The following is an 18,023-nucleotide window of genomic DNA, read 5'->3' on the forward strand; positions in this document are numbered from 1 at the left end:
AAGCAGGTTAATTGAAGCGAGAGATTTACTTGCAAATCTGGATGAAATTATTCCGCCCCCCTGTTCGGAAAAAAGTACAAAAGCGGGGCGGCAAAACCGGCTTTAGGTATAAAAGTGAAATGGCATGATATTATACAGGTTTAAACCGAACCTGTAATTATGCTAACTTTTTTACCATTTAAGCCTTGACGAAACGTAACTATCTACCCAAACTATTACTGATTCTCGGCCTGTTTGTACTGTTGGGGCTTGAAGGCTTTTTCGGCTACCGGCTGCACGAGCTATCGGCCCGACAGGAAACCATTAAGCTCGACCACTCAACTATCAATAATATCTCTTACGGGCTATTATCTGTTGATCAATGGCGTGATGAGGTATCCGGCATTGTAAACCGTCAGGTAAAACATTTTAAACTGACGCCAAAGCAAAAGAAGGAATTACAAACCGAGGTTGAATCGGTGCTTTATGCCTTGATTAATAAGGCCGAGGCTATGGTTGAGAAAAAGCCTCAAAGCTTTATTGGCAAGATCCGAAAGCTGGCCATAAAAACTTTTGTTAAAACAGATAAGGTTAAAGCCCAGGTACCAGGTTTAGCGCGCTCAATTATAGCCAAAGCCGATAATCCCAATCAAAAAAACAAATTGAGCAACCTGGCAATGGGTAAGTTTACCCAATTGCAGCATACGGAAAGTATTGATAGCACATTAAAGGCTAATCACGCACTGTTTGATGGCATGTACCGCAAATACCAGGTGCACAATAAAGAGGAGCTAAATAAAAAGCTCGACGATCTGTTACAGGAGATCCGTGTAGAAATGTACCATAACTGCTTTTTAATGTTGGGCTGTATAGTGCTGGTATTGGGTTTATGGTGGATATTGCGCAAACGTACCGAGCTTCACGGCACGCTATTTATCCTTTCGTTACTGTTTGCCTTTATATTGCTGGCGGTAGGGCTCAGCGCATCCATGATAGAAGTTGATTGCCGCATAAAAACGCTCGATTTTATGTTGCTGGGCGAACACGTTTCGTTTAAAGACCAGGTGCTTTTTTATGAAAGTAAAAGCATTTTGGGAGTGGTTGAGGTTTTGGTAAAACAACCTGCTATTGATTCTATCGCGGTAGGGATCCTCATTCTTTGTTTCAGTATCCTCTTCCCGGTTATGAAACTGTCATCTACCGGTATCCACTTATTGAGCAAGAGAAAGCTGGCCGAAAACCGGGTGATCAAATACTTCGCTTTTCAATCCGGAAAATGGAGTATGGCCGATGTGATCGTAATAGCGGTATTAATGACCTATATTGGTTTGAATGGTTTGCTGGATAAACAACTTGCCATGCTCAATATCCGCGGGCAAGACCTTACACTCATTACAACCAACAACACGGCACTACAGCCCGGCTACATCATCTTTATCAGTTTTGTACTGTACGGGCTGATCTTATCAACCATTTTGAAATATATCACTCCACACGATGCCCACTAACATGAAATACACCGTTTTAAATATCATCATGCTTGTTGGTCTCAGTCTGTTGTTGGGCGGGGCCGCTTATTCGGGCTATCGACTGGCCGATGTTTCTGCCGAGCGCGAACAGGTTAAGGAGGATTACAGCTTATCAAACAGCGTTACTTTTGGTTTATTTTCAATAGATCAGTGGCGCGACCGTATTACCGAAGTGCTGAGTAGCCAGATCCAGGATTATCACATCACAAAAGCACAACAGCGTGATATGCTGATAATGGTTGAAAAGGAAATGCATGGCCTGGTAAGCAAAACGGTAGCCGAGATCAACAAACCTCAAAAAGGGCTGGGCGCGAAACTTAAAAAATTAGCCTTCAACACCCTTGTGGATTCTGCCGAATTACAAGCGCAGGTTAAACCCTTCGCAAAAACCATCGTAGCTAAAATAAGCAGCCCTGAAAGTGAAAAGCGCCTTAAAAATATAGCAGGGAGCAAGGTTAACCAACTAACCAGCCAGATTTACGATAGCGTAAGCGTGGCCAATTACGCGGTTACCAAATATGTATATAAAAAGTACAAGGTTTCTGACCCTATAGCTTTTAATAACCGTATCGATCAAAAACTCGCTGAGTTAAAAATTCAGCTGGTACAATACGTATGTATTATGCTGGGGTGTGTATTAGTGGCTTTGTTGCTTTGGTTTGCGTTACGTAAACAGGTGCATTTGCAAACGCCGTTATTTATTTTTGCCTTGCTGTTTGCGTTTGTGATGCTGGTTACCGGAAGCCTTTTACCGGTAGTTGAGGTAGACGCCAGGATCCAATCACTGCACCTGGCGCTGTTGGATGGCAATGTGGAATTTAAAAACCAGGTGCTGTTTTATCAAAGCAAAAGCATATTGGGAATTGTTGAAACACTAATTGGGCAGCCTAAGCCGGACGCCATTTTAGTAGGGGTGCTTATTTTGCTATTTATACTGGTGTTACCTTTGTTACGTCTGATAGCTAAAGGTATTTATGTATTCAGTCCGAAAAAATTGGGTCGCAACGGCGTAGTCCGATACCTCACGTTTGAACTTGGCAAATGGGATATGTCGGACGTGATGATCGTTGGCATGTTGATGACCTATATCGGATTGAATGGCATCCTTAAAAGCCAGCTTTCAAGCCTTAACATCCACACCGAATCGTTAAATGTAATTACAGCCAATGGCACGTCGTTGCAGCCCGGATACTTTATTTTCGCCGGTTATGTGCTGTTCGCGGCCCTGCTTTCCTATATTTTGAAACGAGTTTCACCACATGATGCGTTATGAAAAATCCATTCGATAAAGAAGATCAAACTTTACTCGTAACAACTGTTGTAATCGGGGCAGTTACAGTTGGTGCCCTGAGCTGGTTATGGTTCACAAAAAGCGGTAACGCGTTTTTAAAATCGAAAGTTGTAGACCTGGCTGCCATAATTGTTTGCCGCCAAACAGGACTATCGCATAAGTTTGTGCGCCCGGTAATGCATGTGATCGTTAACTAATCACCTGATAAATGCGCTAAAAGCGTTATAAATACACATAACATTTATAATTTGATCAGTGCCGAATACATGCTGCCACCATACCTTGATGGAGTTTCGGCCAATTTGTTGATCTGGCTGTAACCGAGTCCGTCGAATAATTTTTGGAGGTTTTGATAATTGATAGGATACGGTACCCATGGGTTAGCGCGGGTAGTATCATATTCAACGATAAGAAAAGTAGGCGTCACGGTAAAATAAGTTTCCAGTTTTTTAATAAGTTTGGTTTTATCCTTGATATAGTGAAAGGAGTTGGCCATAAGGATGCCGTCGAGACCGGTTAAAGGAAGGTCGTCTTTTTCGAAATCGGCTTTGACAAAATCGGGCAGGTTTTGGCGTTCCTTATCAACAGGGATTAGGTGGCTGCCTGGAGGTAACTGCGTTTGGAGTGCAGTAGTGAAAACTCCGTTTCCGCTGCCAAGGTCGGCCCAATATTGAGGTTCATTGCCGATGATGGCGTTTTTAATGAATAAGATGGCTTCGGATGACGTCATGCTGGCTACAAATATAAAAGAAAAGCAGTCGAGAGCTTTGAAACTAAGGCTATCGCAGTAACGGCTGTAGAGCCATCTACATAAGTTAAAGAGATATTGAGTGATGCCGCTTTGCGGTGCAAAAATAAAGTAAATAGATAAAGCAAATTTGAATAGGCTATGAATAAATGGTTTGATCGGAAATTTGATTTTGAGCATAATACTCATGGATTACAAGAATTAAAAACGCGGCTGAGTGCATTTCCATTAAAGTTGGAAAAAAGGGTAGCAGGTTTGCCGGAGGCTGTGCTGGTTTCTGGAAAATGGTCTGTTAAGGAGCATATTGGTCACCTGGCCGATCTGGAACCACTTTGGCAAGGCAGGCTGGATGATATAATTAACGGCAGCACGGAGCTGCGCGCCACCGATTTACAGAACACCAAGACCGACCTGGCAGGGCACAATGATAGACCTTTAGAAGAACTACTGGCTAATTTTTTAGGGTTAAGGCAAAACACGATCAGGTTGCTCGATTCGTTGTCGCCCGATGATCTCTTGAAATCCGCGTTGCACCCTCGGCTAAAAACGCCAATGCGGGTAACAGACCATTTGTTATTTGTGGCAGAGCATGACGAACATCATCTGGCGAGTATCGATACTTTAATAGGCTCTATTTAAAACCCAGCTTTTAGGCCCCCGGTAAAAAGATTCAGGCGAAACAGGGGGCTGCCCAAAGAACAGATCATGTAGACACAAAACAACAGGGAAATTGCCTTAAAATATTAATTGTTAAAAAAACAATTAATATAAAGTCTTTTTTTAACTTGTGCCCATGATACGGCGTTTAATTTTTGTCTCTATCCTGCTATTATGTTGCTCCGTTCTGCGAGCACAAAAACATGTCATCTCAAAACCTGTAAATGGCACAAAACCTAAACAGATCAGCCCCGATCTTTTCGGGATATTTTTTGAGGATTTAAGTTACGCAGCAGATGGCGGTCTTTATGCCGAATTGGTTCAAAACCGTTCATTTGAGTACAACCCGGCTGATAATGCAAACTGGAACCCTTTAACAGCATGGAAATATCAAACCGATGGCTTCGGTTATGGAACTATTTCTGTAGAAAGCGCTACTCCTGTTTATCCCAATAACCCTCACTATATAATGCTTAATGTTGAGGACGAGGGGCAAAAAGGCGTAGGGCTTGAAAATTCTGGTTTTGATGGCATCCCGGTTAAGGCAGGGAAAAGCTATCGTTTTTCGGTATTCTTAAACGTAATGTCGGCGCAGTCCTTACCAGTATCTGTAGCGCTTGTTGATAGGAAAGGGAAGGAATTGGGTTCATCTGCATTTGCCGCAGCGGGGAAAGGTTGGAAAAAGTACACCGAACAGATCAATGTAAATTTTGATAATGACAGCGCCAAACTTGTGTTGCTGGTAAAATCAAAAGGAAAAGTCGGTATAGATATGGTGTCGCTATTCCCGACCGAGACATTTAAAAATCGTGAAAATGGAATGCGGGCCGATCTGGCACAGGTTGTTGCCAATCTGAAACCGAAATTTATGCGTTTCCCAGGCGGATGTCTTACCCATGGCGATGGCGTTGCTAATATTTACCGCTGGAAAAATACCATCGGCCCGGTTGAACAACGGGTGGATCAACGTAATATCTGGAATTATCACCAGTCGGTAGGGTTGGGATATTTTGAATATTTTCAGTTTTGTGAAGATATTGGTGCTAAACCTGTGCCGGTACTTGCCGCGGGTGTGAGCTGCCAAAATTCGGGTGGTACCTGGAAAATTGGCTCTACCGGGCAAAAAGGTATCCCAATGGATGAGATGAAAGCTTACGTGCAGGATGTGCTCGACCTGATTGAATATGCCAACGGACCGGCAACTTCAGCCTGGGGCGCAAAACGCGCGGCGGCAGGGCATCCGGCCTCTTTTAATCTCGAGTACCTGGGCATCGGTAATGAAGATAAGATAACAGGCCTGTTTGAAGAACGATTCAGGATGATTTACGATGCGGTACACAAAGCCCATCCCGAAATTAAGATAATAGGAACAGTAGGCCCAAGCCCCAACGGCGAAGACTTTGATAAAGGCTGGAAACTGGCAGATCAACTTGCCGTTGGCATTGTTGATGAGCATTATTATGAAAAGCCACAATGGTTTTTGAAAAACACCACTCGTTATGATGCCTACAACAGGCAGCGATCTAAAGTTTACATAGGCGAATATGCCTCATGGGGCAACAAGTTATTCAACGCCCTTTGCGAAGCCGTTTACATGATTAATCTTGAACGCAACGGCGATGTAGTTAAGATGGCATCATACGCCCCGCTTATCGCCCGGATAGGTCATACATCATGGAATCCTAACCTTATTTACTTTAATGGCACCCACGTTTTTCCAACAGTTAACTATTATGTTCAGCAGCAATTTACTGCCAATGCTGGTAGAGAATATTTGCCGGGCGTGATAAAGCTTAAAGGTAATAAGGCTGTGAATGATACCACAGCAGGCGTATCATGCGTAAGGGATGCCGCAACCGGTGATATTATTCTGAAGATAGCCAACGCGGGCAACGCATCCCTTTCGGGAACTGCGGATCTGACCAGGGTCGGTATATTACCGGATTCGGCTACGCTTACCACGATAACCGGAGATATTCAGGCAGAAAATAACGTGAGTACTCCCGAGGCTATTCTGCCAAAATCTTCGGTGATCAGCTTACAGAAAAATTGGTCGTTCGCGGTTCCTGCTTATTCTTTAAGTGTGGTCAGGATCAATACAGGTGGTGCAGGGCAAACTAAATGATTGGTTTTTAATAGAATTTACAATAACCTATATACATGAAAAAAATACTTTTATTGAGCATTTTACTTGGTTTTTATGGAACGCTTGTGGCACAGCCTAAGCAAAAATTCAGCGCTTATCTTTTTACTTATTTTACCGGCGGTAAAGGCGGCGAGGCTATCCGCTTTGCCTTGAGCGATGACGGTTACCATTTCCACGCGTTAAATAACAACCAGCCGGTATTAAATTCGGCAGATATAAGCGCTACTGGCGGCGTTCGCGATCCCCACATTATGCGCGCTGCGGATGGTAAAACTTTTTATATGGTAGCTACAGACATGAATACCGAAAAATTTGGCTGGGGACCCGATTCATCGATGGTGCTGCTAAAATCTACCGATCTGGTACATTGGACATCTAAAACCATCGATATCACCAAAACCTTCAAAAAGTTTGACGGGGTAAACAGGGTATGGGCACCACAAACCATATATGATCCGAAGGTGAAAAAGTATATGATATACTGGTCGATGCGCTTTGGCGAAGAGGCCGATAAAATATACTATGCCTACGCCAATAAAGATTTTACCGATTTGGAAACCGAACCTAAACAGCTGTTTTTTAAACCCGACGGAGGCGCCTGCATTGATGGCGACATCGTTTATCAAGATAAAAAATACTACCTGTTTTTTAAAACAGAAGGATCTGGTGCAGGGATAAAGATCGCCGTATCAGATAAGTTAACTTCCGGTTATGTGCTGCGAGATCAATATGTACAGCAAACTAAAGACCCGGTAGAAGGGGCAGGAACTTTTAAACTGAATGATGGTAGTGGATATATTTTAATGTACGATATGTACACCCAGGGTAAATACCAGTTCACCCGCACTACCGATCTCGAAAACTTTAAATTGATTGACGATGAAGTATCTATGGATTTCCATCCGCGCCACGGTACCGTTATGCCTATCACCGCGAAAGAGGCTGAGTTGTTAAAGGCGAAATGGGGGACGCCTGAAAAATAGCTTGCATTAGTTTTAATACTAAAAACACACCGCTAAAAATACGTTTCGCCTCGAAAACTTAGCCCCAACCTGTCGAACACCCATTCGGCAGGTTGGGGCTTTTATCAATACTATTATATTGGGGGAAAATAGAAACAGCCGTTACCTTTTTGCGGCAGGTGCTACTAATCTAATCAATAACATTATTCTGAATAATTAGTGATTTAATTGTTTAAAATACATTAATAAATTACTTTCTTCCATTCTTTGCTATTGCGAATCGGTCATCTTTCTTACCAGTTTTTTTTTTGTAGATAATTTTTTGAAGCTAATTTAAGATCAAAGCTATGGATTAAGCGATAAAAACCGATTTAGTCGCCTAATCTCTTTTAATAAAAAATATTTTTATTAATTGTTTTTTTGACAATAAAAAAGTTAATTTAGCTTTTGATAGATACCTTCTATTTCTTATAAACCATACCAGTTAAAACCAATTCATGGAAATTTTGAACGATGCTCAAATTATTGAGCAATTACGGGCAGGGGACAAGGAGGCCTTTGAAGCTGTATTTAAAAAATACTATAAGTTGCTTAATGTATCAGCCTTTTATATTTTGCAGGACGAAATGGAAGCTGAAGATACTGTTCAGGGTTTTTTTGTTGATCTTTGGGAAAAGCAATTATTTACTGGTATCAATTCGTCATTGAAGGCTTATTTAACCACGGCAATCCGTAACCGTTGTCTTAAAAAAGTTGAAAGCGCTACACGGGTTCAAAAAAAACTGGTTGATTATAAATACACACTTACTGAAGTAGAGGAGGAGGAAGAAGCGCCTGCCCCCGAAATTTACCCGGAGAAAATGCTGGCCGATCTGTCGATGCAGCGGTTGCAGGCGTTTAACCTGGTACATTACGAGAATAAAAAATACAAGGATGCGGCCCATGAAATGGGCATCAGCATAAATTCGTTGAAAACTCATTTGAAACTGGCCATAAAAACACTAAAAGAAGGATTAAAAAGTGCCAAATAAGTTCACCCTTTTTTATATAATGGGGTCTTACAAATAATGACATACAATAAAGCGTATTTTCAGGACTTAATAATTGAGCAAATCGCGGGCACGATAAGTGAAAAAGGAAACCGTTTGCTTAATGAGGCTATACAAAATGATCCCAGGGTTAAGCAGCTATGGGATGAAATGCAGCAAACTTTATCGTCAGATAAAGCTCAAAACTTTTTAAACAACATCGACGAAAATAAAGCCTGGGATAAAATTGAGCCGGAAATAAAATCAGTACGACCTGGCAGTTCTCATAGGTTGCAGATAACCAAATGGCTATCTGTGGCAGCTTTATTATTCATTGCTTTTACCGCCGGATATTACTGGCGAAAAACGCCGGTTACAGAAAATGTTGTGGCCAAAAAAGATACCAAAGCACCCGCCATTGAGCTTAGGATGGCGAACGGCCAGCATATTGATCTTTCGGATACCAGCAAAAAAACGATCAGTGTGCCCTTCGCCCATTTAAAAAAAGGCAGTAACGGGCTAAGTTATCAACTTGATGACAATAAAACAGCCGAATGGAGTACGCTTGTTATCCCTGCAAAATTAAATTACCGCATTGTACTATCAGACGGTACACAGGTTTGGCTCAATTCGGTATCAAGCCTGCGCTTCCCTTTCGCGTTTTCTGATAAAACCAGGGATGTGTATTTAACCGGTGAAGCTTTTTTTAAAGTTGCCAAAAATGCCGCCCAACCATTTATAGTGCATACCGGTTTAACGGATGTACGGGTTTTAGGTACCGAGTTTAATGTAAACACTTATCAAACCGATAAAACAGTGACCTCATTAGTTGAGGGATCTGTGTCGACAAGCGGACAGGATAAGCAAAAAATGCTTTTAAAGCCAGGTTATCAGGCTGTCTACACGCCTGTCGCAGGATTTACATCGCAAACATTTGATCCGGCAGTTGAATTGGCCTGGATGAATGATATTTATTATTTTCACAATACTAAACTTCACGATATAAGCGATGTACTGCTGCGATGGTTTGATGTTAAAGTTGTTTTTGATGATCCTGCTAAAGCCGACGAAACATTTAGCGGCGCTGTTCAGAAAAACAAATCGATTGATGTTTTTATACATAACATCAAAACATCAGCAGGTGTTAACGCTGTTTTGAAAGACGGGGTTTTGCACATCAAGTAGCGAGCCCCCTCAGCTACCTTCCCATTTGTTTCTTGAATAACCTAACGTTTGGTTTTTAACCGAAGCGGGAAGCTTTTGCCTTTATAGAATCAGATTTATTCGATCGCAATGGGTTGAATTATAGATAATTGATGCTTGTGCGATAAAAATGCACATTTTTTTCTGTTCCCATTCACCCGTTTTATCCGGATGCGGTCTTAAAGAAAACCAAATCATAAACCCAATAAATATGGATAGAATTTTATTCAGCCCGCGGCTCTTGCTGCCCTTTATTTTTCTTTTATTGGTAACCCGGTACGGCACTGTGCAAGCGCAGGCAACGGGGCCAATAACGCTCACCAAAGCAAACATCAGTTTAGCCGAAGTATTTAACGCCATCAAAAAACAAACGGGACTTACCGTTTTTTATAGCAACAAGCTTTTAAACGATAAGGAAGTTGTATCTGTAAATTTCAAAAACGCGCCACTGGAGGAAGTTTTCGCCGTTTTGCTGAAAGGCAAGGATTTGAAATACGCCCTGCGCGATCAGCTTATCGTAATTGAAAAAACTGAACCGGTTGTAGCTCCCCAAAAAGAACCAACCCGCGCGGCTGCGGTAACAACGCCCAAAAGGGTTCAGGGAACGGTTACCGACGAAAAAGGGCTTACCCTGCCAGGTGTATCCGTAAAGCTTAAAGGCACAAGCATTGGCACCCAGTCAGATGCAAATGGTAAATACGCCTTCAGTTTAAAGGGGAGCGATGTAACTACAATTACTTTTTCGTTTGTAGGTACCAAAACACAGGAGTTTGATCTTACCAAATACTCCCTATCTGCCGATGGTACATACCAGGTAGATGTTGAAATGGGAGCCGATAAAAACGCGCTTGATGAAGTAGCTGTTGTGGCCTATGGTACACAGAAAAAAACAAGTTTGGTAAGCTCCATCACAACTATTAACCCTAAAAACCTTAAAGCCCCATCAAGCAACCTTACCACATTACTGGCCGGAACTATTCCCGGTATGATCGCTTACCAGCGCAGTGGCGAACCTGGTGCCGATAACGCCCAGTTCTTTATCCGTGGTGTGGGCACGTTTGGCGCCGGTAAGGTTGACCCATTGATCTTGATAGATGGTATCGAATCGGCAACTACAGATCTTGCCCGGTTGCAACCCGATGATATTGCCGGTTTTTCGGTATTGAAAGATGCAACCGCGTCATCATTATACGGCGCACGTGGTGCAAATGGCGTTATCCTGGTAACTACCAAACGCGGTGATGTAGGGGCGGTTAAATTCAATATCCGCGGAGAAAATTCAACATCATCCAATATCAAAAACATTGATCTGGCCGATAATATCACGTACATGACATTGGCCAACGAGGCTGTGCTTACCCGTAACCCACTAGGCGCGTTACCTTACTCGCAAAACAAAATTGACCATACAGCTAATGGCGATGATCCGCTGTTGTACCCAAGTAATAACTGGATCAAACAGTTGATAAAAACCAAAACCAGCAACCAAAGGTTCAACATGAATGCCAGCGGCGGCTCGGAAAAAGCTAAGTACTACTTAGCCATGACCTACAATATTGACAACGGCAACCTTGCCGAAAACAGCCTGAACAATTTCAGCAATAATATCAAGCTGCAATCGTACTCACTGTTATCAAACACCACCTTAAACCTTACCAAAACTACCGAGGTTGTAGTAAGTTTAAAAGGTCAGTTTGATAGTTACCATGGTCCGGTTGGTGGCGGTGGCTTCACTTTTTTAAATGCTTTGTGGAGTAACCCTGTAGCGTTCCCTGCTATTTACCCCGGTAATTTGTTACCCTATGTAAACCACCCGCTTTTTGGTAATGCTATTATACCCAGCGGCGGCCTGTATGTAAACCCATATGCCCAGTCATTATCTGGTTTTCAAAGCTCAAATACCAGTACTTTAACGGCTCAGCTAAATCTTAACCAAAAACTTGATTTTATTACACAAGGTTTATCGGCCCGTACCATGGCTTACACTACCCGTTATTCATATTTTACTGTTTCACGCCAGTATAGCCCTTATTACTACCAGTCTAATGTGCTTAATGGCCAATTCAATGGTTTAAGTTTACTGAATGATGGTTCGGCGGGCAGCGTTGGGGCTACACCTACCGAGTATTTAACTTACAACCAAAACCCGGCGTTAAACGTTTCCAACTCTATTACCTATATCGAAACGGCGATAAACTATAATCGCACTTTTGCCCAAAAACACGCAGTTAGTGGTTTGCTTATCGGTACTATGCGTAATTACCTTACCGGTAACGCGCCTACGCTTCAGTTATCGCTTCCATCTCGTAACCAGGGCGTATCTGGCAGGTTTACTTATGGTTATGATAACCGCTACCTGGTTGAGTTTAACTTTGGTTATAACGGATCTGAGCGTTTTGCAAGCAATCACCGTTTTGGCTTTTTCCCATCTGTGGGTGCAGGCTGGGTGGTATCAAACGAGAAGTTTTTTGAGCCGCTGCTTTCCACCATCGATAATCTTAAATTCAGGTTTACTTATGGTTTAGTGGGTAATGATCAGATAGGCTCGGCTACAGATCGTTTCTTCTACCTATCGGATGTTAACTTAAACAGCTTCAGCAACGGCCAGTTTGGTACTAATTATACCTATAGCAGGCCGGGTGTGGTTACTTACCGTTACGAAAACCAGAACATTACCTGGGAGCAATCAAGGCAAACCAATATTGGTATGGATTTAACCATTGCCAAAAATTTCAATTTAACGGTTGATGCCTATCAGCAAAAACGCGATAACATCCTGATGGTGCGCAGCACTATACCAACCTCGATGGGTTTGCAGGCGAATATATCCTCAAACGCGGGCAAATCATCAAGCAGGGGTGTGGATATAGCCATGGATTACAAGAAAAACTTTACCAACGCTTTCTGGATCCAATCGCGCGGTACGCTTACTTATGCTAAAAGTAAATTGCTTAAAAACGAGGAGCCCGCTTATCCCGCCAACTTACAATACCTGAGCAGGGTAGGCAACTCCCTGAGCCAGGTTTACGGTCTGCTTGCCGAACGCCTGTTTATCGACGATAAAGATGTGGCCAACTCACCAACCCAAAGTTTTGGCGATTATAAAGCCGGTGATATTAAATACCGGGATATGAACGGCGATGGCAAAATAACCAGTTCGGATGTGGTGCCGATAGGCTATCCGCAAGTGCCTGAAATTATTTACGGCTTCGGTTTTTCTGTAGGCTATAAAAACTTTGATATCAGCGCGTTTTTCCAGGGATCGGCCCGCTCATCATTTGTGATCAATTCGGCAGATATTTCTCCTTTTTATCTGGTTAACGGGTTACAAACCAATGGTCTTAATTCTGGTAACCAAAGCGGGTTGCTAAACTCAATTGCCAACGATCATTGGTCGGAAGATAACCGCAACCCTTACGCCTTTTGGCCTCGCCTCAGCACCCAAATCCAGGGTAACAATACCCAAACTTCGACCTGGTGGTTGCGTAACGGATCGTTCGTTCGCCTTAAATCGGCCGAGCTTGGGTACAATTTCAGCAAGAGCCAGCTCAAGTTTATTCATTTAAACAGCGCGCGTATTTATTTAAACGGCCTTAACCTATTAACCCTGAGCAGCTTTAAGCTTTGGGACCCGGAAATGGGATCGTCGGGCTTAGGATACCCGGTTCAAAAAGTGTTTAACCTGGGTTTAAGGGTTGAGTTTTAAAGCTTTAAAACAAGTGATATGAAAAGTAATTTTATCAAACAAAATAAACATATAACATCAGGTTATACGCCAAAGGGTACTGTTGTACTGCTGCTTATAGCTTTAGCCGTGATTCTGCCGGTATCGTCCTGTAAAAAATCATTTCTTGATGTAGTTCCGGATAACGTATCTACCATAGCCAACGCCTTCGTTTCAAAAACCGAGGCCGAAAAGTATCTTTTTACCTGCTATTCTTATCTGCCTACCGAGGTAGATCCCACTTACAACGTTGGGCTTACCGCCGGTGATGAAGTTTGGGTAGAAGATCCGGCAAATCACATCCGGTCGACCAACGTATTGCAGTTGCCCCGCGGGTTTCAAAACTCGTCAGATCCTATTGCCAATTATATGAATGGTACAAGGGACGCGGTTTCAAATTATAAAGCCATCCGCGATTGCAACGTTTTTATTGAAAATGTAAGCGACCTCACCAAAGTGCGCGACCTGGACGTTGATACCCGCGAACGCTGGATAGCGGAAGCCCAGTTTTTAAAAGCCTTTTATCATTTTCAATTATTCAGGGCTTACGGACCAATTCCTATCATTGATAAAAACCTGCCTATTGATGCGCCGATTGATGAAGTGAGGGTAAAGCGCCGTCCGGTTGATGAGGTAGTGAAATACATTGCCGGATTATATGATCTGGCTGCAGCAAAGCTTCCATTAACTATCCGGAACGAAGGCAGCGAACTGGGGCGTGTTACTAAAGGCGCGGCCCTAAGCATGAAAGCCAAGTTATTGGTAACAGCGGCAAGCCCTTTGTTTAACGGTAACCCGGATTACAGCTCGTTCAAGAATAAAGATGGGGAACAGCTATTCAACCCCGCATTTAGCGCCGAAAAATGGCAGCTTGCGGCGGATGCCTGTAAAGCAGCAATTGATTTTTGCGAAGCGCAGAATATTCAGCTTTACACCTTTCCTGCGCCAACAATTCCACTTAGCGATACAACCATGACGCAGATGAGCATCAGGAATGCCATGAGCGAAAAATGGAACGATGAGCTAATCTGGGGATTAACGGCTAATAACAACATCGGCACCAACTCATTTTTCCAGTCGATGTGTGCCGGTCAGTATGATTTTAATAATGCTGATGCGGCAAAATCGGCCAACCGGCCGCTGCTTGGCCCTACCATAAAAATGGCCAAAATGTTTTACACCAAAAACGGAGTCCCTATTAATGAGGATAAAACGCTTGATTTTAGCAACATTGCTGAATTAAAGGTTGGTACGCATGCTGATCGTTTCAATATCAAGGAGGGTGAAACCACCGCCCGCCTCAATTTTGACAGGGAGCCGCGTTACTACGCCGATCTGGGTTTTGACCGCGGCATATGGTACATGGCAAACAGCCCAACCAAAACCGATGTGGATACCTGGTGGATGAAAGCACGTGGTGCCGAGGTAGGCCAGTCGTCGCCAATACCTATCGCCGGTTTCTACATGAAAAAGGCACTCAATTGGCATTACGAATGGGCAACGGTTACCTATCTCAATTATCCATGGCCAGAAATGAGACTTGCCGACCTTTATTTACTTTATTCTGAAGCACTGAACGAAGCGCAAGGCCCGGTAGCGGATGTATATACTTATATAAACCGGATCAGGGCGCGGGCAGGTTTACCAACGGTTCAGGTTTCATGGTCAAACTTTTCTATTAACCCAACCAAGTACACCACTAAGGATGGCATGCGCTCCATTATTCAGCGCGAGCGTGCGCTTGAGCTATGCTTTGAGGGTAGCCGCTACTGGGACCTGGTACGCTGGAAAACCGCCGGTGTTGAGCTTAACGGCAACGTAACAGGATGGTCAATCAGCGAAAACTCGCCGGAATTGTATTACCGCGAACGCTCCATTTATTCGAGGCATTTTGTGATCCCGCGCGATTACCTGTGGCCTATACAGGAGAACGATCTGCTGGTTAATCAAAACCTGGTACAAAACCCTAACTGGTAGATGAGGGGCGATAATATGTTTAACAATAAAAACATTAAAATGGAAACAAGGAAATTACAAGCCGCTTGCTTGATCTGGTTGTTGGTAATAACAATAACAGGCTGCAAGCAGGAAACTCTCAATAAACCAACTGTAACCAATAACAATGCCCCTGGTGTTGTTAGCAACGTAACGGTGCAAAACTTAAATGGCCAGGCCACTTTAACCTATACGCTTCCTGGTGATAACGATCTTTTTTATGTAAAGGCGGTTTATGAAACCTCCCCGGGTAAAACACGTGAGGTTATCGCATCACACTATACTAACAATATAACTGTTGATGGTTTTGCAGATACATTGGCCCATGTGGTGAAATTATATGCGGTTAACTCCAGCGAAAAAGCCTCGGCCGCGGTTGAGGTTACCGTTAACCCTTTAACGCCGCCTTATATCCTGGCCTTCAGGTCGCTTAAGGTAACGGCTACTTTTGGGGGCTTTAATGTGGTATGTGATAACGCGGCTAAAGATAACCTGGCCATTGTGCCCATGGCCGATACGGCTAATAATGGCCAATATGTGCAGCCGAAAGGCATGGATAATATTTACAGCAATAGTGTTTTAATAAAAGCCGCGGTGAGGGGCCAACCCGCCATTGAAAGAAAATACGCATTTTTTGTGAGGGATAGGTTTTTAAACCGTTCGGATACGCTGTTCTTAAAACTTACACCATTTTATGAAGAACAGTTTTCGAAGCAGGATTGGTCTGCCTATGTGTTGCCGGGCGATGCTACAAACCTGTATTCATATACAGATTTAACCAAAGTTTTTGACGGCAACTTTACAGGTGGCTGGCCAAACTGCCTGTTTACGGTGGAAAGTGCCGGCAGCCCGCAAATGGTTACGCTTGATTTGGGTAAACAGCGTGTATTGAGCCGCTTTATACTTAATCCTTTCCTTGAAGTTGGTAATGTATATTACGTAAGGGGGAATTTAAGGGATTTTGAGATCTGGGGATCAAATGCGCCAAATGTAAACGGTGCTCTGGATGCTACATGGACAAAACTGGTAACATGTAACGTGGTAAAACCATCAGGTTCGCCCTCGGGTACTGAAACCGCCGCCGATTATGCTTACGCGCAGGCCGGATGGGCGTATGATTTCCCGGCAAGTACAGTTGGATACAGATATATCAGGATCAGGAGTTTACGCAACTGGACAGGCTCATACTTTATGAGTATCAGTGAGTTTACCTTATTTGGGAAATAACACAAGCATTTTTCAATTTGATTTTAATTATGAAACAGCATAAAATTATAATATACAGTTTGTTCATCCTCGCAGCGTTTGTAATGAGCGCCTGCAGTAAAATGGATGATTACAAAAAGAAATACGAACCTAACGGTCCTATCATCTATCCGGGTAAGCTCGATTCGGTACAAATCTTTTCGGGCAGGAGTAGAGTTTTACTGACCGGCCTTTTTACCTCCGATCCTAAAATTGTGAAATACCGCGTGTATTGGAACAGCAAGCAGGATTCGATAGAAACGGCGGTAACCCGTACCGGAGGTGTGGATACAGCAAAATTGTATATCCCCAATTTACCCGAAGGCGTTATGAGCTTCGAGATCCGTACTTATGATAACGAAGGGCATATCTCCATCCCGGTTACCGTGGCGGGCAATGTTTATGGCGATCTGTATCAAAGCTCGCTGATTAACAGGGGTATTGCCAAAGCCGAGTTGCAAACGGATGGTTCGGCGTTAATTAACTGGGCTGATGTTAATGCTGATGACGGCGTACTTTACATGCAGATAAAATATACCGATGCGGTAAACAAACAACACGATACGGTAATTACATCGGTGGCAACAGCGTTAAGTACATCGCTGCCTAAATTTAAGGCGGGTGGCACCATCAGCTATCGCACCGCTTTTAAACCCAATAAAACTGCCATCGATACTTTTTATACAGATTACCAGGAACACAGCGTAAAAGCCGATGTAACCAGTATCTATCTTTCAAACGCCGGCCCTTTTCAAAGGGATTTGTTTGATGGGAGATGGGGTACGCTTGCCGCGCCGTGGGTCACCAACGCGGCCGCTAAAAATAAAGATAACGGCACTATTGGCGGTTATTCATCTGATGGCGGAGGAACCATTAACTGGGAAACATGGAACAACACGCCTGTTGTAAACGGTATTGTGTACCAGGCAACATCAGCACCGCTGCCGGCCGGTAACTACATAGTTTCGTTTGATGCTTATTCTGAAGTGCAATCAAATTCATCGGTTTATTGTGTTGCCGCTGCCGGAGGTAATGGGATCCCGGTACTTGCAAACCTTTCTACAGCGTTGGGATCAATAAACATGTTTAACGGCGCAAACGTGGGCGGCACAAGTCCAAACTCAAGGGAAGTGAAAACATTCACGTTCACACTTTCTTCGCCGCAGGTAGTATCGATAGGCTTTTTAGGTAACATTGTCGGGAACGGTAATCCCGGCAGTTACTTTACGGTATTTAATATCAAGCTTTATAAAAATTAGGTTTTACAGAATTGTTTTTCCCGGTGTATTGAGCCGGGAAAAACGATTGTTTTGGAATTTTAAATAGGTTATTGGAAACTGTTTAAAAACATCAAAAAGCCGTCATTAATAGCAATGGCGGCTTTTTGATATCTTGAGGTCAGATCCCCAAAATGTGTAAGGATAAGATATAGTTATCAAAGGAAAATATCCGCTTAAAAACGAAGCTTTTTATTCATCAATTTTATAGCATAAAAGTTGATAATTGAAAAGCGAAT

Annotated in this window: 13 protein-coding genes; 12 read left to right on the plus strand and 1 reads right to left on the minus strand. The window is 43.1% G+C overall.

Annotated features, from left to right (window positions below; all coding sequences use genetic code 11):
* The first annotated feature begins 185 nt into the window (after positions 1–185).
* From AAFN85_RS16960 to AAFN85_RS16970, 3 genes are read left to right on the plus strand one after another with little or no spacing between them, the layout of a single operon-like run.
* A complete protein-coding gene (locus tag AAFN85_RS16960; RefSeq protein WP_347528793.1) occupies positions 186–1,487 on the plus strand; it encodes a paraquat-inducible protein A in 1,302 nt (433 codons plus the stop codon).
* A gap of 1 nt (position 1,488) precedes the next feature.
* A complete protein-coding gene (locus tag AAFN85_RS16965) occupies positions 1,489–2,781 on the plus strand; it encodes a paraquat-inducible protein A (protein WP_347528794.1) in 1,293 nt (430 codons plus the stop codon).
* Positions 2,778–2,996: a hypothetical protein gene (locus AAFN85_RS16970; protein ID WP_347528795.1), complete on the plus strand. Its 219-nt coding sequence runs from the start codon at positions 2,778–2,780 to the stop codon at positions 2,994–2,996. The genes AAFN85_RS16965 and AAFN85_RS16970 overlap by 4 nt, the downstream gene beginning before the upstream one ends.
* 44 nt (positions 2,997–3,040) lie before the next feature.
* Here AAFN85_RS16970 and AAFN85_RS16975 read toward each other — a convergent pair whose 3' ends face one another.
* A complete protein-coding gene (locus AAFN85_RS16975; RefSeq protein WP_347528796.1) occupies positions 3,041–3,529 on the minus strand; it encodes a hypothetical protein in 489 nt (162 codons plus the stop codon).
* Between the two features lie 252 nt (positions 3,530–3,781).
* Between AAFN85_RS16975 and AAFN85_RS16980 the strand changes: the two genes are divergently transcribed.
* The 9 genes from AAFN85_RS16980 to AAFN85_RS17020 all read left to right on the plus strand — a co-directional run bounded on the left by AAFN85_RS16980 (position 3,782) and on the right by AAFN85_RS17020 (position 17,766).
* Entirely contained in the window at positions 3,782–4,186 is a 405-nt protein-coding gene (locus tag AAFN85_RS16980; RefSeq protein ID WP_347528797.1) for a DinB family protein, read from the plus strand.
* Positions 4,187–4,340: 154 nt separating this feature from the next.
* Positions 4,341–6,329, plus strand: coding sequence for an alpha-L-arabinofuranosidase C-terminal domain-containing protein (locus AAFN85_RS16985; protein ID WP_347528798.1), 1,989 nt, complete (start codon positions 4,341–4,343; stop codon positions 6,327–6,329).
* 35 nt (positions 6,330–6,364) lie between these two features.
* Positions 6,365–7,333: a glycoside hydrolase family 43 protein gene (locus tag AAFN85_RS16990; RefSeq protein WP_347528799.1), complete on the plus strand. Its 969-nt coding sequence runs from the start codon at positions 6,365–6,367 to the stop codon at positions 7,331–7,333.
* A 476-nt stretch (positions 7,334–7,809) separates the two neighbouring features.
* A complete protein-coding gene (locus tag AAFN85_RS16995) occupies positions 7,810–8,343 on the plus strand; it encodes a sigma-70 family RNA polymerase sigma factor (protein ID WP_347528800.1) in 534 nt (177 codons plus the stop codon).
* Between the two features lie 36 nt (positions 8,344–8,379).
* Positions 8,380–9,525: a FecR domain-containing protein gene (locus AAFN85_RS17000; protein WP_347528801.1), complete on the plus strand. Its 1,146-nt coding sequence runs from the start codon at positions 8,380–8,382 to the stop codon at positions 9,523–9,525.
* Positions 9,526–9,754: 229 nt separating this feature from the next.
* On the plus strand, positions 9,755–13,249 hold the full coding sequence (locus tag AAFN85_RS17005; RefSeq protein ID WP_347528802.1) for a TonB-dependent receptor: 3,495 nt from the start codon (positions 9,755–9,757) through the stop codon (positions 13,247–13,249).
* Positions 13,250–13,267: 18 nt separating this feature from the next.
* Complete coding sequence (locus AAFN85_RS17010; protein ID WP_347528803.1) at positions 13,268–15,244, plus strand: RagB/SusD family nutrient uptake outer membrane protein; 1,977 nt, start codon at positions 13,268–13,270, stop codon at positions 15,242–15,244.
* 39 nt (positions 15,245–15,283) lie between these two features.
* On the plus strand, positions 15,284–16,489 hold the full coding sequence (locus AAFN85_RS17015; protein ID WP_347528804.1) for a DUF5000 domain-containing lipoprotein: 1,206 nt from the start codon (positions 15,284–15,286) through the stop codon (positions 16,487–16,489).
* A gap of 29 nt (positions 16,490–16,518) precedes the next feature.
* Complete coding sequence (locus AAFN85_RS17020; RefSeq protein ID WP_347528805.1) at positions 16,519–17,766, plus strand: DUF4998 domain-containing protein; 1,248 nt, start codon at positions 16,519–16,521, stop codon at positions 17,764–17,766.
* Positions 17,767–18,023: the final 257 nt, after the last annotated feature.

Origin of the sequence: Mucilaginibacter sp. CAU 1740 (assembly GCF_039839285.1) — a bacterium.
GTDB lineage: Bacteria > Bacteroidota > Bacteroidia > Sphingobacteriales > Sphingobacteriaceae > Mucilaginibacter.